This is a genomic window from Streptomyces sp. P17, from assembly GCF_032436805.1.
Classification (GTDB): Bacteria; Actinomycetota; Actinomycetes; order Streptomycetales; family Streptomycetaceae; genus Streptomyces.
Window position 1 is genome coordinate 57,775 of sequence record NZ_JAVRBF010000022.1, and the last position, 19,986, is coordinate 77,760.

Below are 19,986 nucleotides of genomic sequence, written 5' to 3' on the forward strand. Positions count from 1 at the left end.
CGCCTTGCGATCGCACGCTCCCGCACGCTCGAACGGCTTCGCCGACTCGCGCGGGGGCACCCCCATCGCCGCCGCGCGCTGATCCGACCAGGGATGTGACCCAGGTTCTCAGCGCCGCGGCTCCCACCGGAACCACCGCCCTACAGCAAACACCGCGAGCCCGGTCCAGGCCAGCGCGGTGAGCAGGGCGCCCAGTGCCTCGTACACCGACAGGTCGCCGGTCCAGCCGCCGCGCACCAGTGTGATCACGGGGCTGAGCGGCAGCAGCTCGAACACCGAGGCCAGCCGGTCGGGCAGCAGCTCCAGGGGTACGGCGACGCCCGAGCCGATCATCGAGACGATCACGAACGGCATGGTGGTGACCTGGGCGCTCTCCACGGTCCGGGTCACGGCCGCCGTCACGGCCGCGAGCGCCGCACACAGCACCAGGCCGAAGAGCAGCCCCAGCACGGCGAGATGGGGTGCCGCGGGCGCGGGCACGTCCAGTACGGCGGTGCTCCCGGCGACCAGCACCAGTGACTGCACCAGACCGGTGGCGCCGATCGGCAGCGCGGTTCCGCACAGGATCTCGATGTCCCGCAGCTCCCCGGTGCGCAGCCGCTTGAGCACCAGTTCCTCGCGTCGGGCGGTGAGGATACCGGTGAGGGCGCCGTACACCCCGAACAGCAGGGAGAACCCGATCGCGGCGGGCAGCAGCACCAGGCCGACGCTCAGCCCGGCGTCCTCGACGTCCATGTCCTCGACGACGGGCCGGAGGCTGAACGGCAGCGCGAGCGGCACGAGCACGGCCGCGACGAGCGTGGCCTTGCTCCGCCCGAGCAGGGTGAACTCGGCACGGGCGAGGGCGCCGAGCCGGCCGGCCGACGTGGTGACGGCGCTCATGCCGCGACCTGCTCACGCGCCGCGATCCCCAGGAACGCCTCCTCCAGCGAGGCCGAGCGCACATCCAGCCGCCGCAGTTCCACCCCGGCCCCCCCGGCCCACACCAGCAGCCCGGTGGCGGCCCGCTGCAGGTCATGGGTCCGCAGCCGTACGACCCGCCCGTGCACCTCGTGCCCGCTCACCCCGAGCCGGTCGAGCGGCGGCAGGTCGCCGAGGAAGTACCCCTCGGGCAGTTCGAAGGAGATCCGGGAGGGCTGGGCGGCCGTCACCTCGGCCGGTGTCCCGGCCGCCGCGATGCGCCCCTCGTGCAGGATCGCGAGACGGTCGGCGAGGCCCTCGGCCTCCTCCAGATAATGCGTGGTGAGCAGGACGGTCGTGCCCCGCTCGCGCAGGGCCCGCACCAGTTCCCAGGTGTCCCGGCGGCCCTCCGCGTCGAGCCCGGTCGTCGGCTCGTCGAGGAACAGCACCTCGGGATCCCCGATCAGCGCGAGCGCCAGATCCAGCCGCCGCCGCTCACCGCCGGACAGCTGCTTCACCCGCACCCCGGCCCGCCGATCGAGCCCGACCAGCGCCAGCACCTCGCCCTCGGGCCGAGCCCCGCTCACACACCCGGCCCACATACGGGCGGTCTCCGCGACGGTCAGCTCGGACGGAAAGCCGCCCTCCTGGAGCATGACCCCGGTCCGCGGCCGTACGACGGCCCGCTCGGCGTGGGGGTCGTGCCCGAGCACCCGGACGCGTCCCTCTGCCGGACGGGCGAGCCCTTCCAGCAGTTCGACGGTGGAGGTCTTGCCCGCGCCGTTCGTGCCGAGCAGCGCGAAGATCTCACCGCGGGCCACCGAGAAGGTGATTCCGCGCACCGCCTCGAACCCGCCCCCGTACACACGCCGCAGGTCGGTGACCTCAATCACGTGTTCGTGTTCGTTCCTGTCCATGACTTCAGCGTCCCGGCGCCCGGGGCCGCGGGGCAGTGCGTGCTGTCATCACCCGGCATGACAAATGTCAGAAGCAAGTCAGGCAGCCGCGGGAAACACGAAAAGACCCCGGTCCGATGGACCGGGGTCTGATTCCCGAGCGGACGACGAGGCTCGAACTCGCGACCTCAACCTTGGCAAGGTTGCGCTCTACCAACTGAGCTACGTCCGCATTGCCTCCGACCGGCTCTCACCGATCGGCGCGAGCACCAGCCTACCTGATCCAGAAGGATGCCCGGTACGGCGATGCAGAGCGGGTGACAGGAATTGCACACTGCGCCTTCCCCCTGGAAGGGGGATGTTCTACTACTGAACTACACCCGCATGTACTCCGTGAGCTGGGCATTTCCGGCCCCGCCCGGCGGCGTGCTCCAGACTCTAGCTGATCGGGAGGGGTGCGGCGCAAGTCGGTTGTCCTCAGGGCCCGCTGACGCACCCTGAGGACGAGGGCGACGACTTCACCGCGCCGCGGCGAACGCCTCGTAGACCTTCTTGGGGATCCGTCCGCGCGCCGGTACGTCCATCTTGTTGGCCTGGGCCCAGGCCCGGACGGCCGCCGGGTCCGGGGCGACCTCGGTCTGCCGGTAGGCCTTGCCGGAGCGTGACCGCTTACGGCCGGCCTCCACGTAAGGCTCAAGCGCCTTGCGTAGTTTCTCGGCGTTCGCTTGGTTCAGGTCGATCTCGTACGACTTGCCGTCGAGTCCGAAGGCGATCGTTTCCGCCGCTTCCGAGCCGTCGATGTCGTCAAAGAGGGTGACCACGACCTTCTGCGCCACGAAATTGGTCCCTTCGTACGGCACGGGTGACAATTCATTTGTACAGTGCCCGACAATGCATTGTGAAGCCTGACTAAATCCTCCCGCGTGTCCGAGCGCAATAGGTATCGGGTGACGATCTCGGATCTTTCCCGGAACTTTTCCGTGTACCCGCTCTTCCGTCGCTCGTGACAACGGTCACGTAGTTTCCTACAACTCTACTCGCGTAGAAATTTTGTGCGGGTAGTCTGAAGGAACCTGCTCAGCACCACACACCGGGAGTGCCAGTGGCACGCGTCGTAGTCGACGTCATGCTCAAGCCGGAGATCCTCGACCCCCAGGGCCAGGCGGTGCAGCGCGCACTGCCGCGGCTGGGATTCGAAGGCATCTCGGACGTCCGTCAGGGAAAGCGATTCGAACTGGAAGTTGACGGGCCGGTCGACGAGGCCGCGCTCGCCCGCATCCACGATCTTGCGGAATCCTTCCTCGCCAACACCGTGATCGAGGACTTCACCGTCAAGGTGGAGGAAGTCGCGGAGGCCGTGAAGTGACCGCTCGTATTGGCGTCGTCACTTTCCCGGGAAGTCTCGACGACCGGGACACCCAGCGCGCGATCCGTCTCGCGGGTGCCGAACCCGTCGCCCTCTGGCACAAGGACAAGGACCTTCACCAGGTCGACGCCGTGGTGCTGCCCGGCGGTTTCTCCTACGGAGACTATCTGCGCGCCGGGGCCATCTCCCGCTTCTCGCCGGTGATGGAGACCGTCATCGAGCAGGCGAAGGCCGGTATGCCGGTCCTCGGCATCTGCAACGGCTTCCAGATCCTCACCGAGGCCCACCTGCTCCCCGGCGGGATGCTCGGCAACGACCACCTCCACTTCATCTGCCGCGACCAGAAGCTGCGGGTGGAGAACGCGGACACCGCCTGGACCGTCGACTACGAGTCCGGCCAGGAGATCCACATCCCGCTGAAGAACATGGACGGCCGGTACGTCGCCGACCAGTACACGCTGGACAAGCTGGAGGCCGAGGGGCGGGTCGCCTTCCGGTACCTGGACTTCAACCCGAACGGCTCGCTCAACGACATCGCCGGCATCACCAACGAGGCCGGCAACGTCGTGGGCCTGATGCCGCACCCGGAGCACGCCGTGGAGCTGCTCATCGGCAGCGGCCGCACCGACGGTCTCCCCTTCTTCACCTCGATCCTCAAGAAGCTGGTCAACGCATGAGCCGGACGCCTCTGGACACGGTCGAGCACGCGGCCGCGACCCCCGACGTCGAGCTGCCCTGGGCCGAACTCGGCCTGAAGAAGGACGAGTACGAGCGCGTGGTCGAGATCCTCGGCCGCCGGCCCACCGGTGCCGAGCTCGCCATGTACTCGGTCATGTGGTCCGAGCACTGCTCGTACAAGTCGTCGAAGGTGCACCTCCGCCAGTTCGGCGAGAAGGCCCCGCAGTCGGACGCCCTGCTCGTGGGCATCGGCGAGAACGCGGGTGTCGTGGACGTCGGTCAGGGTTACGCCGTCACCTTCAAGGTCGAGTCGCACAACCACCCCTCGTACGTCGAGCCCTACCAGGGCGCGGCCACGGGCGTCGGCGGCATCGTGCGCGACATCATCGCGATGGGTGCGCGGCCGGTGGCGGTCGTGGACCCGCTGCGCTTCGGGGCGGCGGACCACCCCGACACCAAGCGCGTCCTGCCGGGTGTCGTCGCCGGTATCGGCGGCTACGGCAACTGCCTCGGGCTCCCCAACATCGGCGGCGAGGTCGTCTTCGACTCCTGCTACCAGGGCAACCCGCTGGTCAACGCCGGTGCCATCGGCGTGATGCGGCACGAGGACATCCACCTCGCGAAGGCGTCCGGCGCGGGCAACAAGGTCATCCTGTACGGCGCCCGCACGGGCGGTGACGGCATCGGCGGTGCGTCGATCCTCGCCTCGGAGACCTTCGACGACGCCAAGCCGTCGAAGCGTCCGGCCGTCCAGGTCGGCGACCCCTTCCAGGAGAAGCTCCTCATCGAGTGCACCCTGGAGGCGTTCAAGGAGAAGCTGGTCGTCGGCATCCAGGACCTGGGCGCGGCGGGCCTGTCCTGCGCCACCAGCGAGCTGGCGTCGAACGGCTCCGGCGGCATGCGTGTCACCCTGGACGACGTACCCCTGCGTGACTCGACCCTGTCTCCCGAGGAAATCCTCATGAGCGAGTCGCAGGAGCGCATGTGCGCGGTCGTGGAGCCGGAGAAGGTCGACCGGTTCCTGGAGATCTGCGAGAAGTGGGACGTCATCGCCACGGTGATCGGTGAGGTCACCGACGGCGACCGCCTGGAGATCTACTGGCACGGCGGCAAGATCGTCGACGTCGACCCGCGCACGGTCGCGCACGACGGGCCGGTCTACGAGCGCCCGTACGCCCGCCCGTCCTGGCAGGACGAGCTCCAGGCGGACGACGCCAACAAGCTGCCGCGGCCCGCGACTTCGCAGGAGCTGAAGGACCAGGTCCGCAAGCTGGTCGGCTCGCCCAACCAGGCCTCCAAGAAGTGGATCACCTCGCAGTACGACCACTTCGTGCAGGGCAACACCGTCCTCGCCCAGCCCGAGGACTCCGGCATGATCCGCATCGACGAGGAGTCCGGCCTCGGCGTCGCCATCGCGACGGACGGCAACGGCCGCTACGCCAAGCTCGACCCGTACGCGGGCGCGCAGTTGGCGCTGGCGGAGGCGTACCGCAATGTCGCGACGACCGGCGCCAAGCCGCTCGCCGTCTCCGACTGCCTGAACTTCGGCTCGCCCGAGGACCCGGCGGTGATGTGGCAGTTCGCGGAGGCCATCCGTGGTCTGGCGGACGCCTGCCAGCAGCTCGGCACCCCGGTGACCGGCGGCAATGTCTCCCTGTACAACCAGACCGGCGAGGTGGCCATCCACCCGACCCCGGTCGTGGCGGTCCTCGGTGTCATCGACGATGTCGCCCGCCGTACGCCGGTCGCCTTCCAGGAGGAGGGGCAGCTGCTCTACCTCCTCGGCGACACGCGTGAGGAGTTCGGCGGCTCGGCCTGGTCGCAGGTCATCCACGACCACCTCGGTGGGCTGCCCCCGCAGGTCGACCTGGAGCGCGAGCGGCTGCTCGCCGGGATCCTGATCTCCGCCTCCCGCGACGGCATGATCGACGCCGCGCACGACCTGTCCGACGGCGGTCTGATCCAGGCGGTCGTGGAGTCGGCGCTGCTCGGCGGCAAGGGCGCCCGTCTGATCGTCCCGGACGGTCTGGACGCCTTCACCTTCCTCTTCTCGGAGTCGGCTGGCCGCGCGGTCGTGGCCGTACCCCGCTCGGAGGAGGTCCGCTTCAACGACATGTGCGGCGCCCGGGGCCTCCCGGTCACCCGCATCGGCGTGGTCGACGGCGACGCGGTGGACGTCCAGGGCGAGTTCGCGCTCTCCCTGACGGAACTCCGCGAGATCCACGAGGCGACGATCCCGGCGCTGCTGGCGTAGTCGTCGTACAGCCCGAAGGTCCCGTCCGGTCAACGGACGGGACCTTCTTGGCTCAGCGCACGTAGTTCTTGAGGACTTCCGTGTCGAGCTCGATGCCGATCGGGGCAGGGAGGAGCACCTTCTCGCCGAACTTCGCGGTGTGGACGTCTCGGTAGCCGCCGACCTGCCGGTCCGGGGAGCTGTGCACCGCAATGGTGCGGGAGTCCCGGTCGATCAGCAGGTACAGCGGGATTCCGGCCTCGCCGTACGCGGTCGGCTTCTCGTGCCGGCCCCGCCGGTCGGTGTCCGAGTCGTACGACGTGACCTCGACGACCATGAGCGCCCCTTCCGGGTCGGCCCATTCGCCGTACCCCGCGAATTGAGCCTCGGGCGCGAGCACGGCGTCAGGCTTCGCCCTGCCCTGCCGATACCCGGCTACCCGGAGGCCTCGACCGTGGTACACGTCCAGGGCGGGTCGGGCTTGAATACAGCGTTTGGTCAGCCAGGACACGATGGTGTCGTGGTCTCCGTCCGTCACCTTCTTGACCCCGATCCGTCCGTCAATGAACTCCAACGTGACGGTCTCGGGAGCGGCGGCGGCGATCGTTTCGAACTCCTCCACCGACATCTGAGACGTGTGCTCGGCCATAAGCGTCAGGTTGCACCCCCTTCCAGGCACAGACCAGTGTTGTCGGGTTCCGGCGTAACGGGGTGGTTTTCACGGCCGTACACACGTACGAGTGACCCTCTGCCTACGCTTGATCGCATGCCTCCGGCCAAGAAGCGCACCCGCAGCTACGACCACGCCAAGATCCGCGCCGCGGTCCTCGCCCAGCTCCGGCACGTCCAGGACGCGGCGCGCGGACTCACGCCCGAGCAGCTCGCCTTGCCCACGCGGCTCGGGGAGTGGACCGTGCGGGAGCTGGTCGCGCACATCGGGATGGCGGTGACGGCCATCGGGCGCTCCCTCGGGCTGCCGGAGCCGCCGAAGCAGGACGCCGTACTGCTGGACTGGCCCTTCGCGACCTCCGCCAGCTCCTCGGCCATCGACGAGTTCACCAAGAAGCTGGTCAAGGAACACCCCGACCTCGACGCCTACCTCGCCGGCATCACGCGCGGCCTCGAAGAGCAGCTCGACACCCACCCGGGCACCCGGCTGCTGCAGACCAACGCCGGTGCCCTGCCGCTCGCCGACTACCTCGTCACCCGCACCGTCGAACTCGTCGTCCACACCGACGACCTGACCGCCGCGGTGCCGGGTCTTGAGGTGCCGTACGACCGTCAGGCTCTCGCCGCCTGCACCCGGCTGCTCGCCGACGCGCTCGCCGCCAAGGCGCCCGGCGGTTCGACCGAGGTGCGGATCCCGCCGTACGCCGTCGTGCAGTGCGTCGAGGGACCCCGGCACACCCGCGGCACCCCGCCCAACGTCGTCGAGACCGACCCGCTGACCTGGATCCGGCTCGCGACCGGGCGCCTGGAGTGGCGGGACGCGCTCGACAAGGCGAAGGTCAGCGCCAGCGGGGAGCGCGCCGATCTCGGTGGTCTGCTGCCCCTGATGAGCTGACGACACAACGGACCGGTAACGACACCGAACCCAACACCCGCCTCGTACGTCGAAGAGACATGAAGCGGACGACAAGTGTGAAGTACGCCGCCGCGGCCCTGGCCGGCACCGCCGTGCTGGCCGCCTGCGGCACGGAATCCGGCAGTGGCAGTGGCACGGTCGGGGACGGCGGGAAGACCACCAGGGCCACCGACGTCATGGCGGACATCCGCTGGGTGCCGCGGTCGGTGACGGTCGACGGCAAGGAGTACAAGCTGCCGACCGGGGAGAAGAACTTCCGGGTCGACGAGGCGCAGATCACCTTCAAGCCCGGCGCCGCCGAGCCGGACGTCGGCGGCGGGAAGTCCGGCGGCACCGTGGGCTGCAACGACTTCGGCGCCGATGTCGAGGTCGACGGCGACACCGTGAAGATCACCGACCTCGCCTCCACCGCGATGGGCTGCCCCGGCCCGGTCCAGGAGTTCGAGGAGAAGTTCCAGAGTGTCTTCACCGGCACCCTGAAGGCCGCGGTCGAGGAGCGCGACGGCGCCCGGACCCTCACGCTGACCAGGGCCGACGGCGACAGCATCACCCTGGCCGAGGGACCGGCCGAGGAGCCCGCCCCGCCCCTGAAGGACACCAAGTGGACCATCGACACCCTGGTCTCGGGCAAGGGCGACGACGCCACCGCCCAGTCCCTGCCCAAGGGCGCCGAGGCCCACCTCACGCTGGCCGAGGACGGCAGCGCGAGCGGCAGCCTCGGCTGCAACAACTTCCGCGGCAAGGCGACCGTCAAGGACGGCACCATCGAGTTCGGGCCGCTGTCGACCACGCGCAAGCTGTGCGAGGGCCCGGTCATGAAGGCGGAGCAGGAGCTGACCGACATCCTCTCCGGCAAGGTGTCCTACCAGCAGAAAGACCAGGAACTGACCCTCACGGCGGCCTCCGGAGCAGGTCTCGTCGCCCGTGCGAAGTAAGAAAGCCCACTCCCAGCGAATTCGGACCAGTGGTCGATCTCGCCTACACTCGGAACCGTGCCACGTGGTGACGGTCGACTCAATCATGATCTGCTCCCCGGTGAGAAGGGCCCCCAGGACGCTTGCGGCGTCTTCGGTGTCTGGGCTCCGGGCGAAGAGGTCGCCAAGCTCACTTACTTCGGGCTCTACGCCCTCCAGCATCGGGGCCAGGAATCCGCGGGAATCGCGGTCAGCAACGGCTCCCAGATCCTCGTCTTCAAGGACATGGGCCTGGTGTCCCAGGTCTTCGACGAGACCTCGCTCGGTTCGCTCCAGGGTCATATCGCGGTCGGTCACGCCCGCTACTCGACCACCGGCGCCTCCGTGTGGGAGAACGCCCAGCCGACGTTCCGTGCCACCGCGCACGGCTCGATCGCGCTCGGGCACAACGGCAACCTCGTCAACACCGCCCAGCTCGCCGAGATGGTCGCCGACCTGCCCAAGCAGGAGGGCCGCACCCCGCGTGTGGCGGCGACCAACGACACCGACCTGCTCACCGCGCTGCTCGCGGCCCAGGCCGACGAGGACGGCAAGCCGCTGACCATCGAAGAGGCCGCCCACCAGATCCTCCCGCAGGTCAAGGGCGCCTTCTCCCTCGTCTTCATGGACGAGCACACCCTCTACGCCGCCCGCGACCCGCAGGGCATCCGCCCGCTGGTCCTCGGCCGCCTGGAGCGCGGCTGGGTCGTCGCCTCGGAGTCCGCCGCCCTCGACATCTGCGGCGCCTCCTACGTCCGCGAGATCGAGCCCGGCGAGTTCATCGCCATCGACGAGAACGGTCTGCGCACCTCGCGCTTCGCGGAAGCGAAGCCCAAGGGCTGTGTCTTCGAGTACGTGTACCTGGCCCGCCCGGACACCGACATCGCCGGCCGGAATGTGTACCTCTCCCGTGTGGAGATGGGCCGCCGCCTGGCGAAGGAGGCCCCGGTCGAGGCCGACCTGGTCATAGCGACCCCGGAATCCGGCACCCCGGCCGCCATCGGCTACGCGGAGGCCTCCGGCATACCCTTCGGCGCGGGCCTGGTGAAGAACGCCTACGTCGGCCGTACGTTCATCCAGCCCTCCCAGACCATCCGGCAGCTCGGCATCCGTCTGAAGCTGAACCCGCTGAAGGAAGTCATCAAGGGCAAGCGCCTGGTCGTCGTCGACGACTCGATCGTGCGCGGCAACACCCAGCGGGCCCTGGTCCGTATGCTCCGCGAGGCCGGCGCCGCCGAGGTCCACATCCGGATCTCCTCGCCGCCCGTGAAGTGGCCCTGCTTCTTCGGCATCGACTTCGCCACTCGCGCCGAGCTCATCGCCAACGGCATGACCATCGACGAGATCGGCACCTCTCTCGGCGCCGACTCCCTGGCGTACATCTCCATCGACGGCATGATCGAGGCGACCACCATCGCCAAACCGAACCTCTGCCGCGCCTGCTTCGACGGCGAGTACCCGATGGAGCTCCCGGACCCCGAGCTGCTCGGCAAGCAGCTCCTGGAGACCGAGCTGGCCGCAGGGCCCGCCGCCACGGCTGCCGCGGACGCGATCCGCCGCCCGTAAGTCCTGCCGTACGACACGAAAGTTCTCACCACATGTCTGAGACAACTGGTGCCAGCTACGCAGCCGCGGGCGTCGACATCGAAGCCGGTGACCGCGCCGTGGAGCTCATGAAGGAGTGGGTGAAGAAGACGCAGCGCCCCGAGGTCCTCGGCGGCCTCGGCGGTTTCGCCGGCCTCTTCGACGCCTCCGCCCTCAAGCGCTACGAGCGCCCGCTGCTCGCCTCCGCCACGGACGGCGTCGGCACCAAGGTCGACATCGCGCGCCGGCTGGGCGTCTACGACACCATCGGCCACGACCTGGTCGCGATGGTCATGGACGACATCGTGGTGTGCGGCGCCGAGCCGCTGTTCATGACCGACTACATCTGCGTCGGCAAGGTCCACCCCGAGCGGGTCGCCGCCATCGTGAAGGGCATCGCCGAGGGCTGTGTCCTCGCGGGCTGCGCCCTGGTCGGCGGCGAGACCGCCGAGCACCCCGGACTGCTCGGCCCGGACGACTTCGATGTCGCCGGCGCCGGTACGGGCGTGGTGGAGGCCGACCGGCTGCTCGGCCCGGATCGCATCCGTAAGGGTGACGCCGTGATCGCCATGGCGGCGTCCGGTCTTCACTCGAACGGGTACTCGCTGGTCCGGCACGTCCTGCTGAACCAGGCCGGGCTCGCCCTGGACGCGCGGATCGAGGAGTTCGGCCGCACCCTCGGCGAGGAGCTGCTGGAGCCGACCAAGATCTACTCGCTGGACTGTCTGGCGCTGACCCGGACCGCCGAGGTGCACGCCTTCTCGCACATCACGGGTGGTGGCCTCGCCGCCAACCTGGCCCGTGTCATCCCGGACGAGCTGCACGCGATCGTCGACCGCTCCACCTGGACCCCCGCCCCGGTGTTCGACCTCGTCGGCAAGACCGGCGGTGTCGAGCGTCTTGAGCTGGAGAAGACGCTGAACATGGGCGTCGGCATGATCGCGATCGTGCCGGAGGAATCGGCGGACGTGGCTCTGGCGACGCTGGCCGACCGTGGGGTCGAGGCCTGGGTCGCGGGCGAGATCACGGACCGGGGCGAGCACACCGACGGTGCCGCACTGGTGGGTGACTACGCCTGATCGGCAGCACGAAACCCGGTCCAGTGCCAAGGCCCCGGACCGGGTGAAGTGCAGTTGTGACGGAAACTGCGAAGCGTGCTACGTCAAGCGCCGCGACGCTGCGACGTGGGACCGGACTCGCCGTCCTCGTCCTCGTCGTCGTCGTTGTAGAGATCCGCGTACTGGGCGTACGGGTCGTCTTCGTCCTCGTCGTCCTCGAACGGCTCGCCGTTCGGCGGTTGGCTCGAAGTCGAAGCGCCCAGCTCGCTGGCCAGACGCGACAGGTCAGTCCCGCCGCTGTTGTACTTCAGCTGGCGGGCGACCTTCGTCTGCTTGGCCTTGGCCCGGCCGCGCCCCATGGCTCGACCCCCTCGGTGACGGGGCTCGACGGCCCCAGAGTCTCGACACGCGTTCATGATCTGGAACGGGCTCTCCGCAGAGAGACCGGTCCGTAGGGCTTCCACGGTACCTGAGCCCGCGCCCATACGGTACGTCGCCCGCAGGAAGCGCGTGTGCGCAGGACCTTCGAGGTGCCCCGTCCTCGCTGGTCAACGGCGATTTTAACCACTTATCGCCGGTCGACCCGCCGGTAGAAGTGAGAGTTCTCTCCAAGTGCCCACCGGCGGGTACCGGTCAAACCTGTGCGCCCGTCCGCGGATCAGCGCGCCCGGCGGGCCGCGGCGGCCTCGTGCATCCGCTGCTCGGCGATCCGGTCGGCCGCGGCGGCCGGAGGGATCCCGTCCGCCTTCGCACGTGCGAATATGGCCAGCGTGGTGTCGTAGATCCCGGCCGCCTTGGCCTTGCACCGCTCGAAGTCGAAGCCGTGCAGCTCGTCGGCGACCTGGATGACACCGCCCGCGTTCACCACGTAGTCCGGCGCGTAGAGGATCCCGCGGTCGGCGAGGTCCTTCTCCACGCCCGGGTGGGCGAGCTGGTTGTTGGCGGCGCCGCAGACGACCTTGGCGGTGAGCACCGGCACGGAGTCGTCGTTGAGCGCTCCGCCGAGCGCGCAGGGCGCGTAGACCTCGAGGCCCTCGACCCGGATCAGCGCCTCGGTGTCGGCCACGGCCGTCACGCTCGCGTGCCGCTCGGTGATCCGGCGTACGGCGTCCTCGCGCACGTCGGTCACGAAGATCTCGGCGCCCTCCGCGACCAGGTGCTCGACCAGGTGGTGGCCGACCTTCCCGACGCCCGCGACGCCGACGCGCCTGCCGCGCAGCGAGGGGTCGCCCCACAGGTGCTGGGCCGAGGCCCGCATGCCCTGGTAGACGCCGAACGCGGTGAGCACGGAGGAGTCGCCGGCGCCGCCGTTCTCGGGGGAACGTCCGGTGGTCCAGCGGCACTCGCGGGCCACGACGTCCATGTCGGCGACGTAGGTGCCGACGTCGCAGGCGGTGACGTAGCGCCCGCCGAGCGAGGCCACGAACCGGCCGTAGGCCAGCAGCAGCTCCTCGGTCTTGTCGCGCTCGGGGTCACCGATGATCACGGCCTTGCCGCCGCCGTGGTCCAGACCGGCCATGGCGTTCTTGTACGACATCCCGCGCGCGAGGTTCAGGGCGTCGGCGACGGCCTCCGCCTCGGTCGCGTAGGGGTAGAAGCGCGTACCGCCGAGGGCGGGGCCCAGCGCGGTGTTGTGGAGGGCGATGACGGCCTTGAGGCCGCTGGCGCGGTCCTGGCAGAGCACGACTTGCTCATGACCCCCCTGCTCCGAGTGGAACAGGGTGTGCAGTACATCAGCAGATGCGCCGGTCACGTCGGTCACTGTGGTGACTCCTGGTGTCAGTAGCGGCGGTTCGGAGCAGCTCCCGTGCGGGTGGCGGGAGCTGTGAGCATGAGATTAGAGCCTGGGGCGCCCCGCCACCTCGACGTGCTCAGGATCACCTGCTCCCGGAGTACCCCCGTGCGACGATTTGCATAGTTTTCCCGCGTCTTTGTGAGCGGGTTTCGCAGGTTTTCCTGGCAGACGGCGGGGGAGGGAGCAGGCGTGCCCAAGGTGTCCTCGGTGATCGTTCCGTACGCGGCCTATCTGCGCGTGTACGAGCCGCTGGCCGCCTTCCCCGAGCCCGAGCGCGGCCACTGGGAGCGCTACGCCCGGCGCACCGACCGACCCTCGTACCAGGACGAACTGCGCCGCGCCCTCGCCGACTTGCTGCCCACCCCGCCGATCCCGGTGCCGGTGCACGAGAGCAGCGACGCGTTCGTGCTGGACGTGGACGGTGTGGTCTGCGTGTGCCCGTGGCGGACCCGGCTGCGCGGCTGGCAGGCGCTCGGCGAGCTGGCCGAGGAGCTGCCGCGGCCGGTCCTGGAAGCGGTCCTGCCGGAGGTCGTACGGCGCCAGGCGGCCCAGGACTACGAACGCTGGCTGACGCGCAACCCGGACGCCCGGCCCTGGATCCGCACGTCGACCTGGCAGGTGCCGTTGCACTGGTTCGTGCTGGTCTCGGACGAGGAGCGGCGCTACGACAAGGGCACCGGCGAGATCCCGCCGATGCTGCGCTACCGGACGCCGATGGTGCAGGCGCGGCGCCGGGTGGCGCGGGCGCTCAGGACGCTGAGGGGCACCATCGACGAAGGGCCGCTCGTGGACGGCCTGGTGGACGTGGGGCGCTGGCTGGAGGAGTTCCATCCGCGGTCCCTGGTCGAACTCGACTACGGGGGCCTGGTGCATGTGCTGCCGGCCGGTGAGCTGGAGGACGACCACTCCGCCGCGGACGTGGCCGAGGGCATCGCGGCGCTGCGGGAGGGCGACGGGGCGGCGGCGGGGGTGGCGTACGGGCGGCTGGTGGAGCGGTGGCGGTCGGTACGGGACCGGCGGTCGGCCAACTGACTGTGGGCCAGGTCACTGTGGGCCAGGTCACGAACTGACGTTTGACCAGACGCCTGTTTTGGGGTTTCGTCCTCCTTCTGATGCGCCTGGCGTTGCTGAAGTTTCGTCAACATGGGACGTAGGTCCCGATCCGGGCGTTCGCCACAAGGTGTGTCAAGCGTGATGGACCGCACTTACGCGGCTCTTGCGTCTCTTGCCCTCCCTCATGCCAAAATAGGACAAGGAGTCCGGGGAGGACTCCGCTCGCATTGCACGCTTTGGGGGGTCTGGTGACTCCTGATCGCCCTGTGACTGATCGTCACAGTGGCGTGACTGTCCGCTATGGCATGGTCCATCGGCTTCCGTCGCTGATGAACACCTGGAGGGGCAATTCCATCGGTTTGGCCGACGCGGCTGGACAGATGGTGTAGTTGTAGTGCCGAGGACAAGCCGTTCGTCCTATAACCGACTCGACTCGCGTCCGCCATTTCGGGCAACGCGGGTCAAGGTGCAGAATTTAGAGGAAAGAACCGAGAAGGTTCGGTTCTCCCGAGGAGGCCGCTCATGACCGCTCGCACCCCTGATGCCGAGCCGCTGCTGACCCCGGCTGAGGTCGCCACCATGTTCCGTGTGGACCCGAAGACGGTCACGCGGTGGGCGAAGGCCGGAAAGCTTACGTCCATCCGTACGCTCGGCGGGCACCGCCGTTACCGCGAGGCTGAGGTCCGCGCTCTGCTCGCGGGCATCCCGCAGCAGCGCAGCGAGGCCTGAACAACTTCATAACCGGGCAAATCGGCAGGTCCCCCAACATGCCGACGCGTCCGGAACCTACAGCTCCAAGCGACGCGGGTACTGCCCCAACAGGACCCACGCCCAAGGCTTCAGGCAACTGACAGGGTGCGTCGTAGATCGCGCTGGACTCCGCCGGGTCCAGCGCGATCTTTTTTGTGTGCGGAACCCAGGCTTGCGGGGGGCACTGTGTGGGGCCTTGTCGGAGCCTGGGGAGGGGTGTCGGATCTCCTGTGGACGCACCCTCCGGGGTGGTGCAATTGCACATATTAAATTGACCAGTTGTAGGTGGGGTGTAAGTACCGCGGTTTCGGAAACTCATGCGGTGACACCCGTCACATGCCAGGGAGCTTGTTGCCCTTGGCGTATGTGCGCTAGAGGAAGCACGCGCTCCAGCGCCCCACGGTGGCGGGGGTGTTGGGGCCCGCGAGGGTCACGCGGGGGTGGGGCTCTCGTCCTCGACGGGCTCGACGGGCTCGTCGGGTACGCGGTCGGGTATGCGGTCCGCGGCCGCCGGCGCGGAGTCCATCGCGAGCCGCAGCAGCTGATGGCAGATCGGACAGTGCCGGGTGAGATGCCGGTAGGAGGTGGCGGCCGCCAGATGCGCACGGAGCAACGCCCGCGTCTCGTGCCTGGCCGAAGCCGCCATACGCCACCTCCAGGGCCGTACGGAGAAGGAGCCCTGGTTTCTGGGTACCGAGCGAATGTGACGCCGTCAAGACGGCGCGGGGCGCCTTGAGGCCGCCGAGGGCTCCTTGAGGGCAAACGCAGAAGTGCCCGGGTCGTATGACCCGGGCACTTTCTTCGATGCGGTCCTGACGGGATTTGCTGTACCCGAGGGCGGCTGCGCCGCGGGCGCGGCCTCCCCCTTGACAGGGTGGCGACGGTGTTGACATGAGCAGAGCCCGTTCCCTGGTGGGACGGGCTCTGCTTCGTAGATGCGGTCCTGACGGGATTTGAACCCGCGGCCTCCACCTTGACAGGGTGGCGAGCACTCCAAACTGCTCCACAGGACCAGGTTTCGCGGCGCTCATTGCTGCGTTGCGCTGCGAGAAGAGACTGTACAGGAGGGTGGGTGTCCTGGTCGAACTCACCCTCTGTGCAGGTGCCGTTACGGTGCCAGCGTGTCGATCGTCTTCACGATCCGCTTGTCCGAGACCGGGTACGCCGTGCCGAGCGCGTGGGCGAAATAGCTGACCCGGAGTTCCTCGATCATCCAGCGGACGTCGAGCACCTGCTGCGGGACCGGGCGGCCCTGCGGCATCTGTTCCAGCAGCCAGGCGTACTCGTCCTGCATCTCATGGACCTTCTCCATACGGGTCGTGTCCCGCTGGACGTTGGTCGGCATCTGCTGCAGGCGCCGGTCCGCGGCCACCAGGTACCGCATCAGGTCCGGCAGCCGCCGAATCCCCGCTGCCGTGACGAACCCCGGCTTCACCAGCGCGTTGAGCTGCTTACGGACGTCGGTGAGGTTCGCCAGCAGCGCCGGGCTCTGTACGGCCTTCAGACGGCGCTCACAGGCCTGCCAGGCGGCAAGTACCTGCTGCACCTGCCCGACCGTACGCACGGTCGTGTCCACGATCTCGGCGCGGACCTTCTCGTACAGCTTCCGGTACGACTCCTCGTCCCACGCCGGCCCCCCGAAGTCGCCGATCAGCTTGTCCGCCGCCGCCATCGCGCAGTCGTCGAACAGGGCCTGGACCGAACCGTGCGGATTCGCCGACAGCGCCAGCTTCTGGGCGTTCGTCAGGTGATCGCTCGCGAACTTCGCAGGGTTGACGGGGATGTTGCGCAGGATCAGACGTCGCGTGCCCTGCCACATCGCCTGCGCCTGCTCCGCCTCCGTGTCGAAGAGGCGTACGGAGACCGTGTCGCCGTCGTCCACCAGCGCCGGGTACGCCTTGACCGGCTGGCCGGCGCGGCGGGTCTCGAAGACCCGGGTCAGCGTGCCGATCGTCCAGTCCGTGAGGCCCTTGCGCTCCAGCGACTCGCCGCCCTCCCGGGACGCCGTCGCCGCGGCCGCCTGGGACAGCGCCTGGCGCGCCTTCGGCTTCAGCCGGAGCTTCAGCGCCTCCAGATCCTTGTCCTCCGCCAGCTTGCGACGGCGCTCGTCGACGATCCGGAAGGTGATCCGGAGGTGATCGGGCACCTTGGACCAGTCGAAGTCGTCCGCCTCGAAGGGCACGCCGACCATGCGCTTCAGTTCGCGCGCCATCGTGACCGTCAAAGGCTCCTGGAGCGGGACGGCCGTATCGAGGAACCGCTTCGCGAAGTTCGGCGCGGGCACGTAGTTACGGCGGATCGGCTTCGGCAGTGAGCGGATCAGCTCGGTGACGACCTCTTCCCTGAGGCCCGGGATCTGCCAGTCGAAGCCCTCGTCCGTGACCTGGTTGAGCACCTGGAGCGGGATGTGGACCGTCACACCGTCCGCGTCCGCGCCCGGCTCGAACTGGTACGTCACCCGGAACTTCAGTTGCCCCTGCCGCCAGGAGTCCGGATAGTCGGCCTTGGTGACCGCTTCCGCCGACTCCCGGATGAGCATCTCCCGCTCGAAGTCCAGGAAGTCCGGCTGCTCATGCCGCTTCCGCTTCCACCAGGAGTCGAAGTGGGCGCCGGACACGACGTGTTCGGGCACCCGCTGGTCGTAGAAGTCGAAGAGGGTCTCGTCGTCGACGACGATGTCCCGCCGCCGGGCGCGGTGTTCGAGCTCCTCGACCTCGCTCAGCAGCTTGCGGTTGTCGGCGAAGAACTTGTGGTGCGTGCGCCAGTCGCCCTCGACGAGCGCGTTGCGGATGAACAGCTCGCGACTTGTCTCCGGGGCGATCCGGCCGTAGTTCACCTTGCGCTGGGCGACGATCGGGACGCCGTACAGCGTGACCTTCTCGTACGCCATCACCGCCGCCTGGTCCTTCTCCCAGTGCGGTTCGCTGTACGTCCGTTTGAGGAGGTGCTCGGCGAGCGGCTCGACCCACTCCGGCTCGATCTTGGCGTTGACACGGGCCCAGAGGCGGGAGGTCTCCACCAGCTCGGCGGACATCACGAAACGCGGCTGCTTCTTGAAGAGGGCCGAGCCCGGGAAGATCGCGAACTTGGCGCTGCGGGCGCCCAGGTACTCGTTCTTGTTGCCGTCCTTCACGTCCTTCATGCCGATGTGCGAGAGCAGACCGGCGAGGAGGGAGACATGGACGCTCTGGTCGGCCGCGTCCTCCTCGTTGAGATGGATGCCCATCTGCTTGGCGACCGTGCGCAGTTGGCTGTAGATGTCCTGCCACTCACGGATCCGCAGGAAGTTGAGGTACTCCCGCTTGCACATGCGCCGGAAGGAGGAGGAGCCCCGCTCCCTCTGCTGCTCGCGGATGTAACGCCACAGGTTGAGACAGGCGAGGAAGTCGCTGGTCTCGTCCTTGAAGCGGGCATGCTGCTGGTCGGCCTGGGCCTGCTTGTCGGCGGGGCGCTCGCGCGGGTCCTGGATGGACAGCGCGGCGGCTATCACCATGACTTCGCGGACACAGCCGTTCTTGTCGGCCTCCAGCACCATGCGGGCGAGGCGCGGGTCGACCGGCAGCTGGGCCAGCTTGCGGCCGGTGTCGGTGAGCCGCTTGCGTACGTCCTTCTGCGCCGGGTCCAACGCGCCCAGTTCCTGGAGGAGTTGGACGCCGTCACGGATGTTGCGGTGGTCCGGCGGATCGATGAAGGGGAACTTCTCGATGTCACCGAGACCAGCCGCGGTCATCTGCAGGATGACGGACGCGAGGTTCGTACGGAGGATCTCGGCGTCGGTGAACTCGGGCCGGGCGAGGAAGTCGTCCTCGGAGTACAGGCGGATACAGACACCGTCGCTGGTCCGTCCGCACCGGCCCTTGCGCTGGTTGGCGCTGGCCTGCGAGATCGGCTCGATGGGGAGCCGCTGGACCTTGGTGCGGTGGCTGTAGCGGCTGATGCGGGCGAAGCCCGGGTCGATGACGTACTTGATCCCGGGGACCGTCAGCGAGGTCTCGGCGACGTTGGTCGCCAGAACGATCCTGCGCCCGGTGTGCGGCTGGAACACGCGGTGCTGCTCGGCATGCGAGAGCCGGGCGTACAGCGGCAGTACTTCCGTGAACCGGTACTTCTTCTTCTCCAGCGCGTCGGCGGTGTCCCGGATCTCCCGCTCACCGGAGAGAAAGACGAGGATGTCGCCCTTGCCCTCGGCCTGGAGCTCCTCGACGGCATCGCAGATGGCGGTGATCTGATCCCGGTCGGCGTCGTCGGAGTCCTCTTCGAGGAGCGGGCGATAGCGCACCTCGACGGGATACGTCCGCCCGCTGACCTCGATGATCGGGGCGTCCCCGAAATGCCGCGAGAACCGCTCGGGATCGATGGTCGCGGAAGTGATCACGACCTTCAGATCCGGCCGCTTCGGCAGCAACTGCGCGAGATAGCCGAGCAGGAAGTCGATGTTGAGGGACCGCTCGTGGGCCTCGTCGATGATGATCGTGTCGTAGGCGCGCAGCTCGCGGTCGGTCTGGATCTCCGCGAGCAGGATGCCGTCCGTCATCAGCTTGATGAAGGTGGCGTCCGGGTTCACCTGGTCGGTGAACCGCACCTTCCAGCCGACGGCCTCACCGAGCGGGGTGTTCATCTCCTCGGCCACGCGCTCGGCGACGGTACGGGCGGCGATACGGCGGGGCTGGGTGTGCCCGATCATGCCGCGGACACCACGCCCGAGCTCCAAGCAGATCTTCGGGATCTGGGTGGTCTTGCCGGACCCGGTCTCACCGGCGACGATGACGACCTGGTGATCGCGGATGGCGGCCGCGATCATGTCCTTCTTCTGGCTGACGGGCAGCTGCTCGGGATACGTGACGGCCGGCACCTGGGCACGCCGCTCACCCATCCGCTCCTCGGCCTTGGCGACGTCGGCCTCGATCTCGGCGAGCACGGCGGCCCGGGCCTCCGGCTTGCGGATCTTGCGCGCACCTTCGAGCCGCCGACCGATCCGATGCGCATCGCGCAGGGAGAGCTCGGTCAGGCGGGGGGCGAGGGCGCCGAGGGCGGGGGCAGGGTGCGTAGACATACGCGGTCCAGGATCTCATCCCGGCCAAAGAAGGGGCGAACGCTTTTGGGGGTGGGCCTCGCGGTGATCACCACACGTCACC

17 protein-coding genes and 3 tRNA genes are annotated in these 19,986 nt (G+C 68.7%); 9 read left to right on the forward strand and 11 right to left on the reverse strand.

All coding sequences use genetic code 11. The features are described 5' to 3' along the window. Positions 1 to 108 precede the first annotated feature (108 nt). The 5 genes from RMT89_RS16405 to RMT89_RS16425 form a co-directional block, all read right to left on the reverse strand. Positions 109 to 882, reverse strand: coding sequence for an ABC transporter permease (locus RMT89_RS16405; protein ID WP_315884493.1), 774 nt, complete (start codon positions 880 to 882; stop codon positions 109 to 111). Further along, a complete protein-coding gene (locus tag RMT89_RS16410) occupies positions 879 to 1,817 on the reverse strand; it encodes an ABC transporter ATP-binding protein (protein WP_315884494.1) in 939 nt (312 codons plus the stop codon). The genes RMT89_RS16405 and RMT89_RS16410 overlap by 4 nt, the downstream gene beginning before the upstream one ends. Positions 1,818 to 1,955: 138 nt before the next feature. Further along, a tRNA-Gly gene (locus RMT89_RS16415) sits at positions 1,956 to 2,028 on the reverse strand. Positions 2,029 to 2,108: 80 nt separating this feature from the next. Next, positions 2,109 to 2,180 (reverse strand) — tRNA-Gly (locus tag RMT89_RS16420). 134 nt (positions 2,181 to 2,314) lie between these two features. Next, positions 2,315 to 2,632, reverse strand: coding sequence for an Lsr2 family protein (locus RMT89_RS16425; protein WP_315884495.1), 318 nt, complete (start codon positions 2,630 to 2,632; stop codon positions 2,315 to 2,317). A 266-nt stretch (positions 2,633 to 2,898) separates the two neighbouring features. On the opposite strand from RMT89_RS16425, the gene purS reads away from it, so the two are divergent. The 3 genes from purS to purL are packed head-to-tail and all read left to right on the forward strand — an operon-like array spanning position 2,899 to position 6,094. Beyond that, complete coding sequence (gene purS / locus RMT89_RS16430; RefSeq protein WP_003999970.1) at positions 2,899 to 3,162, forward strand: phosphoribosylformylglycinamidine synthase subunit PurS; 264 nt, start codon at positions 2,899 to 2,901, stop codon at positions 3,160 to 3,162. After that, on the forward strand, positions 3,159 to 3,839 hold the full coding sequence (purQ, locus tag RMT89_RS16435) for a phosphoribosylformylglycinamidine synthase subunit PurQ (RefSeq protein WP_315884496.1): 681 nt from the start codon (positions 3,159 to 3,161) through the stop codon (positions 3,837 to 3,839). The genes purS and purQ overlap by 4 nt, the downstream gene beginning before the upstream one ends. Then, positions 3,836 to 6,094 carry a phosphoribosylformylglycinamidine synthase subunit PurL gene (gene purL / locus RMT89_RS16440; protein WP_315884497.1) on the forward strand — a complete coding sequence of 753 codons (2,259 nt, stop codon included), beginning with the start codon at positions 3,836 to 3,838 and terminating at the stop codon, positions 6,092 to 6,094. Before purQ ends, purL begins: the two co-directional genes overlap by 4 nt. 52 nt (positions 6,095 to 6,146) lie before the next feature. Here purL and RMT89_RS16445 read toward each other — a convergent pair whose 3' ends face one another. Continuing rightward, positions 6,147 to 6,731: a Uma2 family endonuclease gene (locus RMT89_RS16445; protein WP_315884534.1), complete on the reverse strand. Its 585-nt coding sequence runs from the start codon at positions 6,729 to 6,731 to the stop codon at positions 6,147 to 6,149. A 108-nt stretch (positions 6,732 to 6,839) separates the two neighbouring features. Between RMT89_RS16445 and RMT89_RS16450 the strand changes: the two genes are divergently transcribed. Genes RMT89_RS16450 through purM form a run of 4 tightly spaced genes read left to right on the forward strand, consistent with a single transcriptional unit; the run spans position 6,840 to position 11,274 of the window. Continuing rightward, entirely contained in the window at positions 6,840 to 7,637 is a 798-nt protein-coding gene (locus tag RMT89_RS16450) for a sterol carrier family protein (protein WP_315884498.1), read from the forward strand. 59 nt (positions 7,638 to 7,696) lie between these two features. Then, positions 7,697 to 8,593: an META domain-containing protein gene (locus tag RMT89_RS16455; protein ID WP_315884499.1), complete on the forward strand. Its 897-nt coding sequence runs from the start codon at positions 7,697 to 7,699 to the stop codon at positions 8,591 to 8,593. Positions 8,594 to 8,650: 57 nt separating this feature from the next. Then, positions 8,651 to 10,177 carry an amidophosphoribosyltransferase gene (purF, locus tag RMT89_RS16460; protein WP_315884500.1) on the forward strand — a complete coding sequence of 509 codons (1,527 nt, stop codon included), beginning with the start codon at positions 8,651 to 8,653 and terminating at the stop codon, positions 10,175 to 10,177. A 32-nt stretch (positions 10,178 to 10,209) separates the two neighbouring features. Beyond that, positions 10,210 to 11,274: a phosphoribosylformylglycinamidine cyclo-ligase gene (gene purM / locus RMT89_RS16465; protein ID WP_315884501.1), complete on the forward strand. Its 1,065-nt coding sequence runs from the start codon at positions 10,210 to 10,212 to the stop codon at positions 11,272 to 11,274. Positions 11,275 to 11,357: 83 nt separating this feature from the next. Here the strand turns inward: purM and RMT89_RS16470 are convergent, their stop codons facing one another. Further along, on the reverse strand, positions 11,358 to 11,612 hold the full coding sequence (locus tag RMT89_RS16470) for a DUF3073 domain-containing protein (protein ID WP_186286507.1): 255 nt from the start codon (positions 11,610 to 11,612) through the stop codon (positions 11,358 to 11,360). A gap of 299 nt (positions 11,613 to 11,911) precedes the next feature. Next, the gene (locus RMT89_RS16475) at positions 11,912 to 13,015 is read right to left on the reverse strand and encodes a Glu/Leu/Phe/Val dehydrogenase dimerization domain-containing protein (protein ID WP_315884502.1); all 1,104 of its coding nucleotides are present in this window, start codon (positions 13,013 to 13,015) and stop codon (positions 11,912 to 11,914) included. 222 nt (positions 13,016 to 13,237) lie between these two features. Between RMT89_RS16475 and RMT89_RS16480 the strand changes: the two genes are divergently transcribed. Both RMT89_RS16480 and bldC read left to right on the forward strand, forming a co-directional pair. Further along, a complete protein-coding gene (locus tag RMT89_RS16480) occupies positions 13,238 to 14,080 on the forward strand; it encodes a hypothetical protein (protein WP_315884503.1) in 843 nt (280 codons plus the stop codon). A gap of 543 nt (positions 14,081 to 14,623) precedes the next feature. After that, positions 14,624 to 14,830, forward strand: a complete 207-nt coding sequence (gene bldC / locus RMT89_RS16485) for a developmental transcriptional regulator BldC (RefSeq protein WP_003949541.1) — start codon at positions 14,624 to 14,626, stop codon at positions 14,828 to 14,830. Between the two features lie 451 nt (positions 14,831 to 15,281). Here bldC and RMT89_RS16490 read toward each other — a convergent pair whose 3' ends face one another. The 3 genes from RMT89_RS16490 to hrpA form a co-directional block, all read right to left on the reverse strand. Next, positions 15,282 to 15,497 (reverse strand): DUF6274 family protein, encoded by a 216-nt coding sequence (locus RMT89_RS16490; protein ID WP_315884504.1) that lies wholly within the window; start codon positions 15,495 to 15,497, stop codon positions 15,282 to 15,284. Positions 15,498 to 15,789: 292 nt separating this feature from the next. Then, positions 15,790 to 15,864 (reverse strand) — tRNA-Asp (locus RMT89_RS16495). A gap of 95 nt (positions 15,865 to 15,959) precedes the next feature. After that, on the reverse strand, positions 15,960 to 19,904 hold the full coding sequence (hrpA, locus tag RMT89_RS16500; RefSeq protein WP_315884505.1) for an ATP-dependent RNA helicase HrpA: 3,945 nt from the start codon (positions 19,902 to 19,904) through the stop codon (positions 15,960 to 15,962). Between the last annotated feature and the right edge of the window lie 82 nt (positions 19,905 to 19,986).